We start from the raw sequence: 16067 nt of genomic DNA on the forward strand, positions 1-16067 counted from the left end.
ACTGGGGCAGCGTTCGCCACCTCTGGGTCGAACACTGCCCTCATGGCCGAGTCATCGACCGCCCGTACCCGGGGGCCGGAGCCGCGTGGATGCCGGTGCCGTACTCGTACCGCAAGTCGTTGTCCTCGATGAAACGCGCCGCGTTCGGCAGTACCGGGTGCGAACCGATCTTGCTCACGGCCATCCGGCGAATGGCTCGGTTGAGCCTGCCGGAGGCGCTGGTGACCGCCGGCCAATTCCACTCATCGGGGTCACCGAGTCGCGGCAAGGTCGCCGCCCATGCCGCGGCCCGCTTCTCGGTGTTGTGGTTCGTATGACTCCATCGCAGCTCCTGCGCGCCGACAGCCACGGCGTGGTAGAGCTGGATGAGCCCCCACCCTTCGCAGCAGTAGCGGAAGGTGGCGTCGGGATGCACTCCCGGGAGGAAATCTATCCGAGTCGGGACGGGACCCGGTCCCGACCCGACGGCGAACAACGCCAGGCTTCGTCCTGGTCGACCGTCTGGGACCTCTGCGGCGGTGTGGAACTCGCGCAGCTCTCGGTCCAACTCCGAGTCCGACTCGAAGACACGGAACAAGCCGAGATCGAACACGGTCTCGAGAACCGAGGACCAATCGTCGTCAACGGCGTAGAAGTCGAGGTTCGGCACGATCCCACTATCGTGGCCCGCGACGAAGGTCCGCGATGGGGCCCGGGTTTCGCTCTAGCAGGAGCGCTCTCCGGGTCGAGTGGCTCCGCCTGCGAGGAACGGGGTCAGGAGACGAAGCAGTTCTCCTGGCCGGTCCAGCGGAATGATGTGGCCGCAGTCCTGGACGACGTGAGCGGTGAGGTCGTCGGCGATGGGTCGCAACTGTCGTTCCAGCGCGCGGCCGACCGGATGGGCACCGATCGCCATCGTGGGCATGGTGAGCCTGCCGGCCGCCACGGCCTCGCCGATCTGGCGGGCCGTGGTCGGCATGGCGCGATAGTAGGAAAAAGCGCAGCGCAGGGCGTCGTGACCGGTGTAGGCGTCGACGAAGGCATCGCGGATTTCGGGTGACACGCCGCGTCCGAGGGTGCCCGTGGTGAGAAACCAGTCGAGGTACTCCGCCTCGTGTCCGATGAGGACGGTCTCGCCGAGGCCCGGCACGGCGTGGAACCCGAACCACCATGGCGGGCCGCCGGCGAGGAAGTCCTCGGCACCCGGCAACGAACCCAGCAGCGACTCCATCACCACGAGACGCCGCACCAGATCCGGACGCCGCATGGCGAGCAGGAAGGCGACCGGGGTGCCTGCGTCGATGGCGACAACCGCCGCGGTGGGTTCAGCGAGGGCGTCGAGGATGCTTTCCGCGTCCGTGGCCAGTGTTTCCGCGTCGAAGCCCGCCGCGGCCCGGGTGCTGGCGCCGAGTCCGCGCAGATCCGGGGCGATGACCCGGTGGTGCTCGGCCAGCGGGCCGATGATCTCGGTCCAGAGCCGCCAGGTGTGCGGGAAGCCGTGCAACAACAGAACGGCGGACCCCGTTCCTGCCACGGCCGCGTTGGCCTGGATGCCGTTGACGGTGATCCGCCGTAGCTCGACGTCGGTCTCGGGTGTGTCGGGCACGTCGCCTCCGCTGTGGTTACCATTGGTTACCAGAAAACCGTAGGTAACTTCGACGGTGCCGCCAAGACGGCACTTTTCCCTCAGGTGGTGAGCTCCAGGTGACCTCCCCGGTCCGGGGCGACTTGTTCGACCCCGAGTGCCCGACCCGGCGGCTTCTGGACCGCATCGGCACGAAATGGACGTCGATGGTGGTCAAGGTCCTCGCGGAGGCGGCCCCGCACGAGGTCCGTTTCGCCGAGTTGCGGCGACGGATTCCGGGCGTTTCCCAGAAAATGCTGTCGGTGACACTGCACAGCCTGGTCCGCGACGGCCTCGCCGTCCGCCGGGTGGAACCCACCGTGCCACCCCGCGTGCACTATCGGCTCACCGAACTCGGCCTGTCCCTCGAAGTCCCGCTGGCGGCCCTGCGGATCTGGGCCGAGGAGCACATGGCCCGGATCGACCACGCCAACGCGATCAGCGATGCCGGGTCCGCCGCAGGAGGATGAGACGGCATCGCCCTTCACCCAACCTGTGTCAGGCCCGCTTGCGGCTCGCGATCTCGTCAGAGAGTTGCTGAACACGGGCGGGGTCCGCATCCCGGGCAAGGGCGACGTAGTGGTCCATGACGGCAGGCCGGTAGCGCACGGGCAACGTCTGTCCTGGGGCGAGTCGGGTGAGCTCGGTGATCGTGAGGTCTTCGTCCGCGATGCCGCGGAACGAGATACCGCCGGCGGTCTCCACGTCGAACATCAGGACCACGCGCGGATTACTGTTGACCTCCCGCCAGTCGACGAGCACGCCGAGCGCAAGCGCCCCCGTACGCAGTTCCGCATTGCGCTTCCGTGCGTCACCGCTCAGGACCGGGTTCGGGGCGACGCCCGGGAAGCCGGGCCCGACGCCGAGCGATTCCCGACTCAGGTCGGGCCTGAGCTGCGCCATCAAATCGTTCAGATCGTTGCGCTTCTTCTTCCGACCGAACACGCTGCCCCCTCCACACGCCGGCACTGGAATCTCGGGCCTGGCGCTTCGCCCTCGCCGCGATCGTACGTCGCGGCCGTTCCCGGCTTCCGCCGCATCGCCTCGTCAGACAAGCCCTAGTCCTTTTGGCCAATACGAAGGCGGCCCGGAACCATTCTCGCGCTCGATGTGCGCCCGGCCGTCGGTCAACAGAATGGGATTCACTAACAGCTCGTGACCGACTACCGGTCGCATCGTTCGGAGGAGGGTTATCAGATGGGGAAGACGTGGTCCATCGCGCTCGCGATCGGCCTCCTGGGGACAGGGGTGCTCGCAGGGGTGCCGGCGGGCGCTTCACCAGGCGGGGTGCGGTGGGGGCCTTGTCCGGCCGACGCCGCCGCCCCGGGCCTGGAGTGCTCGACGATCAAGGTCCCGCTGGACCACCGGGCACCCGAGGGACAGCAGATCGACGTCGCCATCTCCAGGTTGGCCAGCAAGAACCCCGAGAAGCGCCGCGGGATCCTGCTGACCAACCCCGGCGGGCCTTCTCCCGGGCTGAAGTTCCCGGCGGAGTTGGCCGCGGCGAAGCTGCCGCAGAGCGTGCTGGACAGCTACGACTTGATCGGCTTCGACCCGCGCGGCTTCGGGCACAGCACTCCGGTGACCTGCGACCTGACACCGGAGCAGCAAGCGGTCGGCAACGTCCCGCCTTACGCGCGCAATGCCGCCGACGTGGCGAAGCGGGCAGAGCAGTCGAAGGCCATCGCACAGCAGTGCGCCACCTCGAAGACTTCGTGGCTGCTGCCACACATCAGCACGGCCGACACCGCGCGCGACATGGACCGGATCCGTGCCGCACTCGGCGAGGAGAAGACTTCGTTCGCCGGCTACTCGTGGGGTACCTACCTCGGCGCGGTGTACACGACACTGTTCCCGCAGCGCGGCGACAGGATCATCCTCGACAGCAACGTCCACCCGACCGGCTGGGACTACGCCAACGACCGGCTTTACGCCCAGGGCTTCGACGACCGCTTCCCGGACTTCGCGAAGTTCGCGGCCGCTCAAGACGGCACCTACCACTTGGGCTCCACGCCCGAAAAGATCACCGCCAAGTACTTCGAACTCGCCGGGCGGCTGGACAGGAAACCCGAGCAGGACGTCGATGGCGCGACCTTCCGGATGCTCACCTACGGATTCCTCTTCAGCAACGCGGGCATGCCGCTGGTGGCCAAGATCTGGCAGGCGATCGACACCGGCCAGCCGCTCCCGCCCATCGGTTCCGGCGAAGGCACCGTGTCCAATGTGGACAATATGATCTCCGGACGCTACTACACGATCTGCGCCGACTCGCGCTGGCCGCGGTCGGTGGCCACCTACCAGGCCACCGTCGCGCTCGACAGGCTCCGCCACCCGATGTTCGGCGCCGCCGGGGCCAACGTCCAGCCCTGCGCGTTCTGGCAGTCGCCCGCCGCACCTCCGGTGCGCGTCGGAGACCAGGGCCCGTCGAACGTGCTCATGCTGCAGAACGAGCGCGACCCGGCGACACCACTGGCCGGTGCGAAACGTCTGCGGCAGGCGTTCGGTGATCGGGCCCGTATGGTCACCGTCGACGCGGGCGGGCACGGCGTCTACCCGTACGTCGGGAACCACTGCGCCGACACCGCGGCGACCGCGTTCTTGACCACGGGTCAGCGCCCGGAGCGCGACCTCGCGTGCGCGGCCGAACCCCGTTGAGAGCCGGGTGACGCCAGGCATGATGATCACCTCGACGGACAAGGCTGCAGGAAGGACGACCCGTGCTCTCGACCATCACCCCGCGGCCGGTCCGTGGTCTGGTGATCGCCGAGGTCGTGATCTTGGCCGGGCTGAATCTCGAACAGCTCGTGCGACGCATCATTCTGCATGGCCCCACCACCGCGGGTGAGCTCTTCTACTTCGTGGTGGGCGTGATGATCGCCGTGCCCGCGCTGCTGCGCCGCCGCTTCCCGGAGCGGACCGCGACGCTGGCAGGTGCGGGGATCGCGCTCTCGCTGATCTGCAGCGCGGCGGGCTTCCTCGGGAAACCCGCCGCGCAGATCGATGGTGATCCCGAGATCCTGGCGTTGATGCTGCTGACCGGGGCGGCCTGCCATCGGCTGCCCCGGTCACTCGCCGGAGTGCTCGCGGTCCTCAGCGGCCTGGCGATGGCGGCCGCCCCTGTCCTGCGGTACGGAGACTCCTCCGCCGTGCTGACGGTCGCTGTGCTGTGGGCCTTGTTGTGGGGCGGCAGCATCATGGTCGGCCTGATCCTGCGCGACGGCGACGCCCGCCGTGAGGCCGCGCTGGTGGCCGCCCGCGAGCGGGAGCGGCTCGAGCTGGCGCGGGAGCTGCACGACCTGGTCGCCCACCACATCACCGGGGTCGTGGTGCGCACGCAAGCCGCGGGCGTGATCCTGGCCGACGGTCCCGAACATGATCTGATCAAGGAAATCGAGCACGCCGGAGCGGAAGCCCTGGGCGCGGTGCGACGGCTGGTCATGATGTTGCGCGACCCCGGGCACGCAACTCCCGTCGTCACGGGCGACCTGGTGAAGACCGTCGAAGCCGCGGCCGGCGAGCAGGAAGGCGTCACCTTGCGACTGGCTCCCGGGCTGGCGAACCTCGCGATCGCGCCGGAAACGGTGTCGACCGTCCACCGCGTGGTGCTCGAATCGTTGACGAACGTGCGCAAGCACGCGGCGGACGCTCGCGCCATCACGGTCACCGTCGAGCCCGCCGAGGACCGGCGGCACCTCCGGGTCGAGGTCGTCAACGACGGGCTGCGGCCGAGCCGCACGCGCCGCTCGGCGGGTGGATACGGGCTGATCGGGATGGGCGAGCGGATCGCCGCTCTCGACGGCAGGCTGTCGGCCGGTGAACACGGCGAGCGCGGCTGGCGAGTCCTCGCCGAACTGCCCCTGCCAGGCGGAGCGGCGGTGACCCGATGACACTGCGTGTCCTGCTGGCCGACGACCAAGCCATGGTGCGCACGGGATTCCGGCTCATCCTGGAGCGCGTACCCGGTATCGAGGTCGTAGGCGAAGCGGAAAACGGCGAACAGGCCGTCGCGCTGGCCCGCGATCTCCGCCCCGACGTCACCCTGATGGACATCCGGATGCCGCTGGTCGACGGCCTCACCGCCACCCGGCAACTGGCGGGCCCCGAGGTCCGGAATCCGTTGCGGGTCCTGGTCGTCACCACCTTCGACCTCGACGAACTGGTGCACGAAGCACTGTGCTCCGGCGCCTGCGGATTCCTCCTCAAGGACGCCGGTCCCGGCCTGCTGGTGGAAGCCGTTCACGCGGCCGCGAACGGCGAAGCCCTGGTCTCGCCGTCGATCACCACCCGGCTGCTCGCCCACTTCACCGATTCCCCGATCCGGCGACGCACCCGCCGCGCCGACCCTCCCCTGAGCCAGCGTGAACTCGACGTCACCCGAGCCATCGCACGTGGCCGGACGAACGCCGAGATCGCCACCGAGCTGACGATCTCCCTGTCGACCGTCAAGACCCACCTCGCGTCGATCCAGCGCAAGATCGCGGCCCGCAACCGCACCGAGATCGCCGTGTGGGCTTGGGAATCGGGTTTGGTACGCCAAGTGTGAGGTCATGGAAACCGGCCCTAGTGCGGCGATGATTCCATGCTCGCCATTCACATCGTTTTAGATGTATCGTTATCGATATGAAGGCCGGTGAGCTGTACCTGCTCGGCAAGCACCTGATGGAGCTCGCCTCCCAAGGCATGCGCGACGACGCGGATCCGGAGGTTCCGGAGATCTACCTCGTGCTCATTTCGGTGCTCGTCGAAGCGCCGGACATCTCGATCAGCGAGCTGACCGCGCGCACCGGTTTCGCGCAGAGTCACGTGTCCGCCGCCGTCGCGAAACTGCGGGAGCAAGGTGCCCTGCGCACGCGTCCGGATCCTGCCGACCGTCGCCGGACACTCGTCACGCCGGTCGACGGGCTGATCGCGGCGGTCGCGCAGCGCCAGCAGCGTGACGCCGAACAGGTTCTCGCCGCGGCGCTCACCGAGCTCGATCCGGACGCGGACTCGGTCGCGGATCGCGCCGCGCGTCTGGTCGAAGCCGCGGACGAGCTGTACCGGCTGCTCACCGCCCGAGCGCTCGGGGTCGGCGGGAACTCCGCACTGATGCCGCTGCATTCGCTGGCCGAAGAGGCGGCGGGCAAACCGAAAAAATAGGGGGAACACCATGGATTACCCGTTCACTGGCATCGAACCGATGCGCTGTCCACCCGAATACGCTCGGCTGCAGGACGAAGAACCCGTCGTCCGCGTTCACCTCGCGACAGGCGAAGACACCTGGCTGATCACCCGCTACGACGACATCCGCGCCCTGCTGGCCGACCCGCGGTTCCGGGTGTGGATTCCCGGTACGCCCGTGACCAGCGACGGCGGCCTGCTCTTCGGCATGAACGGGCCGGCACACGCGCGGCTCAGACGCATCGCGGCCAAGGCACTCACCCCGAGGCGGGTGGAGCAACTACGCCCTCGCGTGGAAGCGCTCGCGGAGGAGCTGGTCGCGAAGCTGATCGCGCAGGGCCCGCCCGCGGACGTGCTGGACGGGTACGCGATCCCGTTCGCCCTCTCGGTCCTCAACGAACTCCTCGGTGTCCCGCCGTCGGCCCGTGACGACCTGCGGGCCTGGGCGGACGGAATGCTCGCGGTGTTCACCGCGCCGAGTTACGAGGACATGGCCGACGCCGCGCGGAATCTGGGTGGCTACCTCGCGGAACTGGTCGAGACGAAGCGCCACGCGCCCGGGGAGGACTTGCTGACCGGGTTGCTCCAAGCGCGTGACGAGAACGGCGACGCGCTGAGTCCGGAAGAGGTCACCCAGCTCGCCTTCGCGATCCTTCTCGGCGGATACGTCCCGCCCGCGAACGCGCTGGCCCAGATCGTGCTGCGGCTGGCGGCCGAACCGGAACTCCCCCGCGATCCCGCCTCGATGCCTGCGCTGATCGAAGAACTCCTTCGCCAGGACCAAGGTTCGGCCGCCGACCAGGGGCGGGTGGCGATCGAGGACGCCGACGTCGGCGGGGTGCCGATCCGCGCGGGCGAGTTCGTCCTCGCGCCGCTGCGCGCGGGCAATCACGACGCTCGGCGGTTTCCCGAACCCGCGGCGGTCGACCCCGCCCGCTCGCAAGGACACCTCACCTTCGGCCACGGGCCGCACCACTGCCTCGGCGCGGCGTTGGCCCGGCTGCAGCTTCAGACCGGTGTCACCGCGTTGTTGGCCGCCGCTCCACGGCTGCGCCTCGCGGTGCCTTTCCCGGAACTCGTCTGGCGGCGGATGTTCCTGACCCTCCAAGGCCCGGTCGCGGTGCCGATCGACTGGTGACCGTTCCGGTCGACCGGCCCGGAGATCACCGCCCGACCTCCCAGATCGACACGTGTTTGGTGCTCTCTGCCGTAAAGCTGGAGCGGTCCCAGTCCGCCCAACGGTGTTTCAAGCGCATTCCGGCGATCCGCGCCATGAGGTCCATCTCCGCGGGCCACGCATACCGGAAGGGAATACGGTGGAACCGCCCCTTTCCTTCCGGTGACACGGTGATGTGGTTCGACGTGAACTCCTGCGTGACGACGTCGTACTGGTCGAACCCGACGTAGCCACCGCCGTCGGCACCCGGCGCCATCGCGAACGGGACGACGTCCTGCCCCGGCGGCAGACGGCGCAGGCCCGGCAGCCCCACCTCGACGAGGAACAACCCGCCCGGCCGCAGATGAGCGGCGGCGTTGCGGAAGACGTCGACCTGCCCGTCCTGCGTGGTCACGTTGCCGATCGTGTTGAACACCAGGTAGACCAACGAGAATCGGCCCGGCACGCGCGTCTTCGTCATATCGCCGATCGTGACCTCGACCGCGTCACCACCCGGTTTGCCCGCGAGCCGCCTCGTCATCGCCCGGCTCAGTTCGATGCCGCTCACCGGCACGCCTCGAGCGGCCAGCGGCACGGCGATCCGACCGGTCCCGACGGCGAACTCGAGGACCGGGCCGTCGGCCAGGTCCTCGAGGACATCCACAGCGGGCGTCACCACCTCGGGCGCGTTCGCGCCGCCTGGGGCGTCGTAGCCCGAGGCCACGCTTTCGGGGAACCAGCCGTCTGCGGGGTCGTCTCCCGCATTCGCTTCGCCGATCATGGTCGCCGACGTTACGCCCGCGACCCTGCGCTCCTCACTCCATTTTCCGCCCGGTCACCGGCGTCCGGTGAACGGAGTCAGCGGATCCCACAGCTTTTCGCAGCGATGCTGCCGAGGGATCTCCGTGGTGAGCTGGCTGTCTCCCGCGGCGTTGAGCGACATGATGACGGGATTGTCTTCGGTGTAAGGCTCCCACCGTGGCGTACCGTCCACCGTCGGATCACCGGTACGGGCGAATCCCGTCCATTGAGCGACGAGCTGGTCGGACAGGACCTGCTGATTGGCGTTGAGCTTGACGCCGTCCGGTAAGAGCAGCAGCCATTCGGCGATGTGGTAGGCGCCGTTGGGTTTGGTGGGGTCAAGGAAGAATTGCGGTGGTACGTCCGTGTCGTCCATCTGGTAGGCGTAGACCGGGATGTGCCGCGCCAGCCGTTCGTTGTTGAGCGCGGACGGGCAGACCGAATTGGAATCGGCCACGATCGTCCGGAAGGCCAGGAACGGTGCCGGAGCGGGGAACCGCACCAGCGGATACGTCCGGCGCACCGCGTTCGCGTGCTCGCCGTACTGCTGGTTCACCAGCCGGTTGTAGTCGGCCGGGGTCGAGGCGGAAGGCAGCTGGGTCTCGTCGCGCGCCACGCCGTGCATCAGTGACACGTCGTTGACGCGTCCGGTGGCGAAGGCCTCTCCCGGCGACATCGGCAAGGTCGTTCCGTTCACGATCGGCGCGATGGTCCCGCTGTCGGGTTCCCTCCCGTGACCGGCTTGTTTGAGCAGGGCCGCCGCCGATGCCCCGCGCAGACAGGCGGCGGCTTCGGCCGCGACACCGCAGCCCACGGCGGCCGCGAATCGCGCTCCGGCGCGCTGGGCCTGTTTCTCAGTGGGCAGCTTCGCCTTGCAATCCTGCGCCTGCCACACGGTGTCCACGCCGAGCAGCGAGTTGTACTCCCCGCTTTCGCTGATACCGCGCTGGAACAAGCCTGCCGAAGACGGTGAGACGGTGTGAGCGCAGACGCTCGAGCCGCCGGCCGAAGCACCGTAGATCGTGACGTTGTGCGGGTCACCGCCGAACCGCGCGATATTGCGCTGCACCCAGCGCAACGCGGCCTGCTGATCCTGCAACCCGTAGTTGCCGGCATGCTCGCCGAACGCCTCGTGCGCCAGGAAACCGAAGATCCCGAGCCGGTAGTTGACCTCGACGCTGATCACGTTGCCCGCCGTCACCAGACGGCTCGCGTCCTGCGGTTTCCACAGCAGGAAGCCGCCGCCGTGGATCTGCACCATCACCGCGAACGGCCCGGGTCCCGCTTTGGCGGGCACGCGGACGGTCAGGTTCAGGCAGTCCTCGTCCTCCGAGCCGGGCCCGGCGCCGGCAGGTTGCGCGCACTGGTTGCCCTCCGCGGTCGCGGCGAACGGTTCGGTCCACGGCGCAGACCGCCTCGGCGGCTTCCAGCGCAGACCTCCGACTGGCGGTGCGGCATAGCGAATCCCTTGCCACGACCTGACATCGGCTCCGGCGACGCCGCACACCGGGCCGTCGTCGGTCACCACCGTGGTGCCCGGCGAGCAGGCGGGCGCGGGTGGCTCCACCCTGACCAGATCGCTGGCCAGGGAAGCCGAACCGGCCAGCGACATCACCATCATCACGACGGCCACCACGGCGGTGGCCACCTTCCGGTCGAGTCTCATCCGTCCTCCTCCACTCCCGTCCGGACGACGAGGCCGAACGGAAGATTCGCGAAACAACGAGTGATATCCACGTACCGAACCGCCGGTTCGGGCACGACGACGACAGCGCCCATCTCCCGGTCTTCACCACGGGAACGACGTGACCCGCTCGTCCCCGTCGATCTCCAGTCTGGCCATCGCCCCGGAAGGCACAACCTCCGTTCGGTCGCGCCGAAATGGTGAAACTCCCGGTGAAAATGGTCCTTTACCGGTCAGCAGGTTTTGCGGACGTAGCCGGAAGCGTCCTCGGGGACGACGTCACGGTCGCGGCGGACGATGCCGAGCGAAGCACCCCAGCGGTCGCAGGCGTTGGCGAGACCGGTGTCGGTGTACTCGACGACGATCACATCGTCGCCGAACGCCGAAACGTACTCGTCGCAGTTGTCCTGCTCTCCGCACTCTTCGGCGACAGCGAAGTCGAGGCCGTTGACTTGCCGGTTCCGGGCCAGTTCCGAGGTGTTCTTCTACCCGATAGCGAGGCCCTTTTCGTGGGCATGCGCGGAAAGCAGGCGAATGTGGGCTTGAGCGTCCTCAGTGGACAGTAGTCCTTCGGAGCGGGTGAAGCTGTCGTAGTTGTCCGGCTCGATCGCCTGGTAGCCCTTGGCCGCGCACTCGTCGGTCCACGCGTTCGCCTTCGCCGCCACGCCCGCGTTTGTCCGCCGTCCGCAGGTCGAGAAGGGCTTCGTTCCAATCCTCGTCCATGACGACGTCGCCGTTCGCGTCGCGGAGGAGGAGTTCGCCCCACTCCCCCTCCGCACCGGGCTGAGCCTGGAACGCGTCAGCGACCCTGGTGACCTTCGTGTTCCCGGCGGACCCGGGCTTCCCGGCGACGCAGGTCAGCCCGTTCCGACCAGCTGTCGACCAGGTCGTAACCCGCGATGCTGAGCCCGATCAGCCCCACGATGCCGATGATCACCGCGGCGGGGATCAGGTCCAGCACCGAGCACAGCACGGCGACGGCCAGCAAGACCGCGCCGATACCGAGATTCCACTTGCCGAAGCCGCTCAAGCCGCCACCTTCTCCCCACCTGCCAGTGCCGATGGAGGAAATCTAGACCGGCGGCCCTACGACTCCTCGAGGAGGTCCTCGATCTGGATGGGAATGTGCCGGACCCGGATTCCGGTGGCGTTGTGGACGGCGTTCGCCACGGCCGCCGCCATGCCGACGGTGCCGATCTCGCCGAGCCCTTTCGCCCCGACCGCGTTGTGCAGGGTGTCCGGATACTCGACGAAGTGGACGTCGACCTCGGGGATGTCCGCGTTCACCGGGATCAGGTAACTCGCGAAGTCACCGTTGGCGAAGCGTCCGTTGGCCTCGATCTCCAGCCCCTCGTGCAAGGCGGCCGAAACGCCCCAGATCATGCCTCCGATGATCTGGCTCCGAGCCGCCGTCGGGTTGATGATCCGGCCGGAGTCGAATACGCCGAGCATGCGGGACACCCGGATCTCGCGGGTCCACTTGTGCACGCGGACCTCGCAGAACTGGGCGCCGAACGAGCTGAACGAGTGCTTTGTCAGCTCTTCGCCGGGTGCCGACGAGCCGGTCACGGAGAGCGATGGGAGTTCCAAGGCGCGCAGCACTTCGCCGAAGGTCATCGTCCGGCCTCCGGCCAGCACCTGGCCGTCCGCGTAGGAGACGTCCATGCCGTCGAACGGCGCGCCCGGAGCGGCCGCCAGCTTCAGGAGGTCGTCGATCGCCTTGGCGGCGGCGATCATGATGGCCGTCCCCGCGCTCGCGGTGGCCGTCGAGCCGCCCGACATGCCGCCGGGCGGCAGCGCGGAGTCGCCGAGCTTCGGCACGACGCGGTCCGGCGAGATGTCCAGCGATTCCCCGCCGACCAGCGAAAGCACGGTCAGCAGGCCCGTTCCCGGGTCCGCGCCGCTGGTGGCGACGACGGCCCGTGTCATCGGGCCGCAAGGTGATCTCGATGGTGGCCGGGAACCGCAGCGCGGGGAACATCGCGGTCGCCGTGCCGATACCCACCAGCCAGTCCCCGTCGGTCCGCCCCTGGGGCGAGCGCTCCGACCAGCCGAACCGGGCGGCGCCGACGCGGAAGCATTCGTCGAGGTGCTTGCTCGACCACTGCAGATCCTTGCCGGGCGGCGCTGTCGAGTTGTTCCGCTGCCGCAGCTCGATCGGATCCATGTTCAGCGCGACCGCGAGTTCGTCGATCGCGCTTTCCAGCGCGAAAGATCCGGGTGCCTCGCCCGGCGCCCGCATGAACGTGGTCGGCGGGATGTTCAGCGGCACCATCTTCTGGCTGATGGCCAGATTCCGGGTGGCGTACCACTCCCGTGAAGTGCCGTGCGACGTCGGCTCGACGAACGACCGGTCGACGGGCGTGCTGCACCAGGAGTCGTGGCGCAACGCGTTGAGGGTGCCGTCGTGTTCCGCGCCGAGGGCGATCTTCTGCACGGTGGCGGCGCGGCCGGCCGTGGCCGTGAAGACCTGCTCCCGGCTGAGCGCGGCCTTGACCGGCCTGTCGAGGGCCCTCGCCGCCGCCGCTGCCAGGAACGCCGGCGTGGACGTGCGACCCTTGCCGCCGAACGCCCCGCCCACGAACGGGTTCACCGCGTGCACCCGGGACTGTTCCGTGTCGAGCGCGCCTGCCAGCTCCACCGCCTGGAGATCGGATCCCTGGTTTCCACTGTGGATCGTCAGACCGTCGGGACCCCACACCGCGACCGCGGAATGCGGTTCCATCGCGGCGTGGTTCTGGGTCGCGGTGGTGTACGTGGCTTCGACGACCACCGGGCTCGCGGCCAGCGCGTCCTCGATGGACTCGACGTCGGGAGCGAGGACCGCGAGCGACGGCGGCGAACCGTCCCTCGCGGCCGGTGCGTCTTCGGCCGAGGCGAGGCCGTCCTGCAGCGAAGTCAGGGCAGGCCGGGCCTGGTAGGAGACCTCGACGAGCATCGCCGCGTCACGCGCCTGCTCGTAGGTCTCCGCCACCACGAAGCCGATCGGCTGCCCGTAGTAGGCGACTTCCTTGTCCTGCAAAGGAACCCATGTCTCGCCCATGAACATCGTGACGGGGGCGTTCAGCTCCAGCGGATCGAACGGCGTGTACACGGCGATCACGCCCGGAGCGCCCTTCGCCGCCGTGACCTCCATCGCCTCGATCTCGCCGTTGGCGATCGAACTGGTCACGACATAGCCGTGGGCCATTCCGGGGAAGTGGTGGTCCGCCCCGTATGCGGCCTGGCCGGTGACCTTCAGCGGTCCGTCCACCCGGGTGGTCATCAGCGGCTCCCCTCGGTCAGTTCGAGCAGCGCGCGGACGATGGTCCGTCGCAGCAAGGACGGTTTGAATCCGTTCGCGGACAGCGGGCGTGCGCCTTCCGCGGCGAGCGCCGCGGCGTCCTCGAAGGTGGCGACTGTCGCGGGCGCGCCGCGCAAGGCCGCCTCGACCTCGGGCAGCCGCCACGGCACGGTGGCCACGCCACCCGCCGCGACCCTGGCGTCGACGATCCGCGAGTCCTGGACGTGCAGCGCGACCGCGGCTGAGCACAGCGCGAACTCGTAGGACTGCCTGTCCCGCACCTTGACGTAGGTGGAGTTCGAGGCCCAGTCCAGCTTGGGGACCACGACCTCGGCGATCAATTCACCGGGACGCAGGTCGTTCTCCAGCTCGGGGGTTTCCCCAGGCTGGTGATAGAACGAGCCGAGTTCGACGGTGCGGGAACCGGTGGCGCTCACCAGCCGGAGCCGGGCGTCGAGGGCGACCAGCGCGACGGCCACGTCGCTGGCGTGGGTCGCCACGCACGAGTCGCTCGTGCCCAGTACGGCGTGCATGCGGTTGGCGCCCGAGATCGCCGGGCAGCCGCTGCCGGGATCCCGCCGGTTGCACGGCATGGCGACGTCCCGGAAGTACGAGCAGCGAGTGCGCTGCATCAGGTTCCCGCCGATACTGGCCATGTTCCGGATCTGCTGGGAGGCGCTGAGCAGCAGAGCACGGGAGATCGCGGGAGGAACGCCGGGGTGTCCGGCGATGTCGCTCATCCGCTCCAGTGCGCCGATCCGCAGGCCGTCGGCGGTGTCGATGCCGCGTAACGGCACCGCGTTGATGTCCAGAACGTGTTCCGGTGTCAGGACATTGAGTTTCATCAGGTCGACGAGTGTGGTCCCGCCCGCCAGGAACGTGCCGGACGAGGCGACAGCGGCCTCGACGGTCTCGGGTGCGATCAGCTCAAAGGGACGCATCGGCCCGCCTCGCCTGCTCGACAGCCGCGATGATGTTCGGGTACGCGGCGCAGCGGCAAAGGTTGCCGGACATGAACTCGCGGACGTCCTGGACATCCTGTTCGACGGCGGCGACCGCCGACATGATCTGCCCGGACGTGCAGAATCCGCACTGCAGGGCGTCCTGATCGACGAAGGCCTGCTGGACCGGATGCAGTCCATCCACTGTGGACAGTGCTTCGACGGTGGTCACCGGCTTCTTCACGGTGGCGGCCAAGGTGAGGCAGGAGAGCACCGGGCGTCCGTCGACGTGCACCGTGCACGCGCCGCACTGCCCCCGGTCACAGCCCTTCTTCGGGCCCGTGACGGCGAGCCGCTCCCGCAGCGCGTCCAGCAAGGTCACCCCGGGATCGACACTCAGGTGTTCCGTTCTGCCGTTGACTTCGAGTGAGATGTCCACTGGATCTCTTTCCGCAGATCGTCGGGGTCGAGCGCCCGACGGCGTAGGTTGAGGTGGTGGGAGACTGTCCGAGATGTGAACCGGATATTCATCCGCTTCGATTTTCAAGCTAGCGGATTACAATCCGCTTGGCAATGTCGATGCTCTTCCCTGGAGTCGCTCCAGGTCGCTCGAGTCCTCGGCTACATTCACGACGGACGGGTTCGGCGAACGGGAGGGACGATGACGACGGGATCGGTCAATCCCCGGCGTGCGGACACCCGGCGCAACCACGAGCGCATCCTCGTCGCCGCGGCGAAGTCGCTGGCCGGGTCGGGCGAGGTCTCGTTCAACGCCATCGCGAAGCAGGCCGAGGTCGGCGTCGGCACCGTGTACCGGCACTTCCCGACCCCCGAAGCCCTGATCCTGGCGGTCTACCAGCGCGAGGTGCGCCAGCTCGTCGACGTCGTGCCGAGCCTGATCGATCAGTACGCCCCGGAACAGGCCTTCCGCGTGTGGACGACCGACCACCTTGCCCACTACATGATGACCAAGCGCGGTCTGGCCGACGCCCTACGCGCCGCGACGGCCTCCCGCGGGGAACTCCCCGCCGGGGCCTACGAGGCCATGGTCGGCGCGGTTTCCGTGCTGCTGAAAGCCAACGTCGCCGCCGGCACCGTCCGCCCGGACCTGAAGCCCGAGACAGTGCTTCGCAGCCTGGGCGGCCTGCTGTACCTCGACCCGAACGGCGAATGGCGGCGCGACGTCGCGAGTCTCGTCGACCTGCTGTGGCGTGGGATGAGCGCTTGCCAGGGATGTCTCAAGGCCGCGGAACGTCCCTGAGTCTCGCGATGTGCTCCTGCAGCGACACAACGTCCATGCGCCCCCGGCTGACGGCCTCGATCCCCTGCACGGCGGCGGCCAACCCCCGGACAGTCGTGAAGAACGGGATTCCACGAGCAGCCGCCGCGACGCGAATCTCGTGCCCGGCCTGGGCGTCGACGACCAAGACGACCTCCCC

15 protein-coding genes and 2 pseudogenes are annotated in these 16067 nt (G+C 68.6%); 7 read left to right on the plus strand and 10 right to left on the minus strand.

Annotation, left to right across the window (positions count from 1 at the left end; translation table 11 throughout):
• Positions 1-40: 40 nt before the first annotated feature.
• Complete coding sequence (locus HDA45_RS41995; protein ID WP_184905138.1) at positions 41-649, minus strand: hypothetical protein; 609 nt, start codon at positions 647-649, stop codon at positions 41-43.
• Positions 650-703: 54 nt separating this feature from the next.
• Positions 704-1585 (minus strand): alpha/beta fold hydrolase, encoded by an 882-nt coding sequence (locus HDA45_RS42000; protein ID WP_184905140.1) that lies wholly within the window; start codon positions 1583-1585, stop codon positions 704-706.
• 98 nt (positions 1586-1683) lie between these two features.
• On the opposite strand from HDA45_RS42000, the gene HDA45_RS42005 reads away from it, so the two are divergent.
• Entirely contained in the window at positions 1684-2073 is a 390-nt protein-coding gene (locus HDA45_RS42005; protein WP_184905143.1) for a winged helix-turn-helix transcriptional regulator, read from the plus strand.
• Between the two features lie 28 nt (positions 2074-2101).
• Here HDA45_RS42005 and HDA45_RS42010 read toward each other — a convergent pair whose 3' ends face one another.
• Positions 2102-2548 (minus strand): hypothetical protein, encoded by a 447-nt coding sequence (locus tag HDA45_RS42010; protein ID WP_184905145.1) that lies wholly within the window; start codon positions 2546-2548, stop codon positions 2102-2104.
• Between the two features lie 252 nt (positions 2549-2800).
• Between HDA45_RS42010 and HDA45_RS42015 the strand changes: the two genes are divergently transcribed.
• The 5 genes from HDA45_RS42015 to HDA45_RS42035 all read left to right on the plus strand — a co-directional run bounded on the left by HDA45_RS42015 (position 2801) and on the right by HDA45_RS42035 (position 7901).
• Complete coding sequence (locus HDA45_RS42015; protein ID WP_184905147.1) at positions 2801-4258, plus strand: alpha/beta hydrolase; 1458 nt, start codon at positions 2801-2803, stop codon at positions 4256-4258.
• A gap of 62 nt (positions 4259-4320) precedes the next feature.
• On the plus strand, positions 4321-5490 hold the full coding sequence (locus tag HDA45_RS42020) for a histidine kinase (protein ID WP_184905149.1): 1170 nt from the start codon (positions 4321-4323) through the stop codon (positions 5488-5490).
• On the plus strand, positions 5487-6146 hold the full coding sequence (locus HDA45_RS42025; protein WP_184905151.1) for a response regulator: 660 nt from the start codon (positions 5487-5489) through the stop codon (positions 6144-6146). Before HDA45_RS42020 ends, HDA45_RS42025 begins: the two co-directional genes overlap by 4 nt.
• Positions 6147-6223: 77 nt before the next feature.
• Positions 6224-6742 carry a MarR family transcriptional regulator gene (locus tag HDA45_RS42030; RefSeq protein WP_184905153.1) on the plus strand — a complete coding sequence of 173 codons (519 nt, stop codon included), beginning with the start codon at positions 6224-6226 and terminating at the stop codon, positions 6740-6742.
• A 10-nt stretch (positions 6743-6752) separates the two neighbouring features.
• Positions 6753-7901, plus strand: coding sequence for a cytochrome P450 (locus tag HDA45_RS42035; RefSeq protein ID WP_184905155.1), 1149 nt, complete (start codon positions 6753-6755; stop codon positions 7899-7901).
• Positions 7902-7926: 25 nt separating this feature from the next.
• Here HDA45_RS42035 and HDA45_RS42040 read toward each other — a convergent pair whose 3' ends face one another.
• The 7 genes and pseudogenes from HDA45_RS42040 to HDA45_RS42070 form a co-directional block, all read right to left on the minus strand.
• Positions 7927-8700: a methyltransferase domain-containing protein gene (locus tag HDA45_RS42040; protein WP_184905157.1), complete on the minus strand. Its 774-nt coding sequence runs from the start codon at positions 8698-8700 to the stop codon at positions 7927-7929.
• Between the two features lie 54 nt (positions 8701-8754).
• Positions 8755-10386 carry a carboxylesterase/lipase family protein gene (locus tag HDA45_RS42045; RefSeq protein WP_184905159.1) on the minus strand — a complete coding sequence of 544 codons (1632 nt, stop codon included), beginning with the start codon at positions 10384-10386 and terminating at the stop codon, positions 8755-8757.
• A gap of 251 nt (positions 10387-10637) precedes the next feature.
• A pseudogene (locus HDA45_RS42050) lies at positions 10638-11183 on the minus strand (endo alpha-1,4 polygalactosaminidase).
• A 20-nt stretch (positions 11184-11203) separates the two neighbouring features.
• Positions 11204-11434, minus strand: a complete 231-nt coding sequence (locus HDA45_RS42055) for a hypothetical protein (protein WP_184905161.1) — start codon at positions 11432-11434, stop codon at positions 11204-11206.
• Between the two features lie 56 nt (positions 11435-11490).
• Positions 11491-13669 (minus strand): annotated as a pseudogene (locus tag HDA45_RS42060) (xanthine dehydrogenase family protein molybdopterin-binding subunit).
• On the minus strand, positions 13669-14628 hold the full coding sequence (locus HDA45_RS42065) for an FAD binding domain-containing protein (protein WP_184891234.1): 960 nt from the start codon (positions 14626-14628) through the stop codon (positions 13669-13671). The pseudogene HDA45_RS42060 and the gene HDA45_RS42065 overlap by 1 nt, the downstream one beginning before the upstream one ends.
• Positions 14615-15067: a 2Fe-2S iron-sulfur cluster-binding protein gene (locus HDA45_RS42070; RefSeq protein ID WP_184891235.1), complete on the minus strand. Its 453-nt coding sequence runs from the start codon at positions 15065-15067 to the stop codon at positions 14615-14617. Before HDA45_RS42070 ends, HDA45_RS42065 begins: the two co-directional genes overlap by 14 nt.
• Before the next feature lie 222 nt (positions 15068-15289).
• Here HDA45_RS42070 and HDA45_RS42075 point away from each other — a divergent pair, with 222 nt between their 5' ends.
• A complete protein-coding gene (locus HDA45_RS42075) occupies positions 15290-15889 on the plus strand; it encodes a TetR/AcrR family transcriptional regulator (RefSeq protein ID WP_184891236.1) in 600 nt (199 codons plus the stop codon).
• The last annotated feature ends 178 nt before the right edge of the window (positions 15890-16067 follow it).

The sequence above is a fragment of the Amycolatopsis umgeniensis genome, from assembly GCF_014205155.1.
In the GTDB taxonomy this organism is placed as follows: Bacteria; Actinomycetota; Actinomycetes; order Mycobacteriales; family Pseudonocardiaceae; genus Amycolatopsis; species Amycolatopsis umgeniensis.

What these genes read in the sequence shown, in the direction of transcription:
- HDA45_RS42015 (WP_184905147.1), top strand. Translation starts at nt 2,801, where the DNA reads ATGGGGAAGACGTGGTCCATCGCGCTCGCGATCGGCCTCCTGGGGACA.
- HDA45_RS42035 (WP_184905155.1), top strand. Translation starts at nt 6,753, where the DNA reads ATGGATTACCCGTTCACTGGCATCGAACCGATGCGCTGTCCACCCGAA.
- HDA45_RS42040 (WP_184905157.1), bottom strand. Translation starts at nt 8,700, where the DNA reads ATGATCGGCGAAGCGAATGCGGGAGACGACCCCGCAGACGGCTGGTTC.
- HDA45_RS42045 (WP_184905159.1), bottom strand. Translation starts at nt 10,386, where the DNA reads ATGAGACTCGACCGGAAGGTGGCCACCGCCGTGGTGGCCGTCGTGATG.
- HDA45_RS42030 (WP_184905153.1), top strand. Translation starts at nt 6,224, where the DNA reads ATGAAGGCCGGTGAGCTGTACCTGCTCGGCAAGCACCTGATGGAGCTC.
- HDA45_RS42065 (WP_184891234.1), bottom strand. Translation starts at nt 14,628, where the DNA reads ATGCGTCCCTTTGAGCTGATCGCACCCGAGACCGTCGAGGCCGCTGTC.
- HDA45_RS42075 (WP_184891236.1), top strand. Translation starts at nt 15,290, where the DNA reads ATGACGACGGGATCGGTCAATCCCCGGCGTGCGGACACCCGGCGCAAC.
- HDA45_RS42025 (WP_184905151.1), top strand. Translation starts at nt 5,487, where the DNA reads ATGACACTGCGTGTCCTGCTGGCCGACGACCAAGCCATGGTGCGCACG.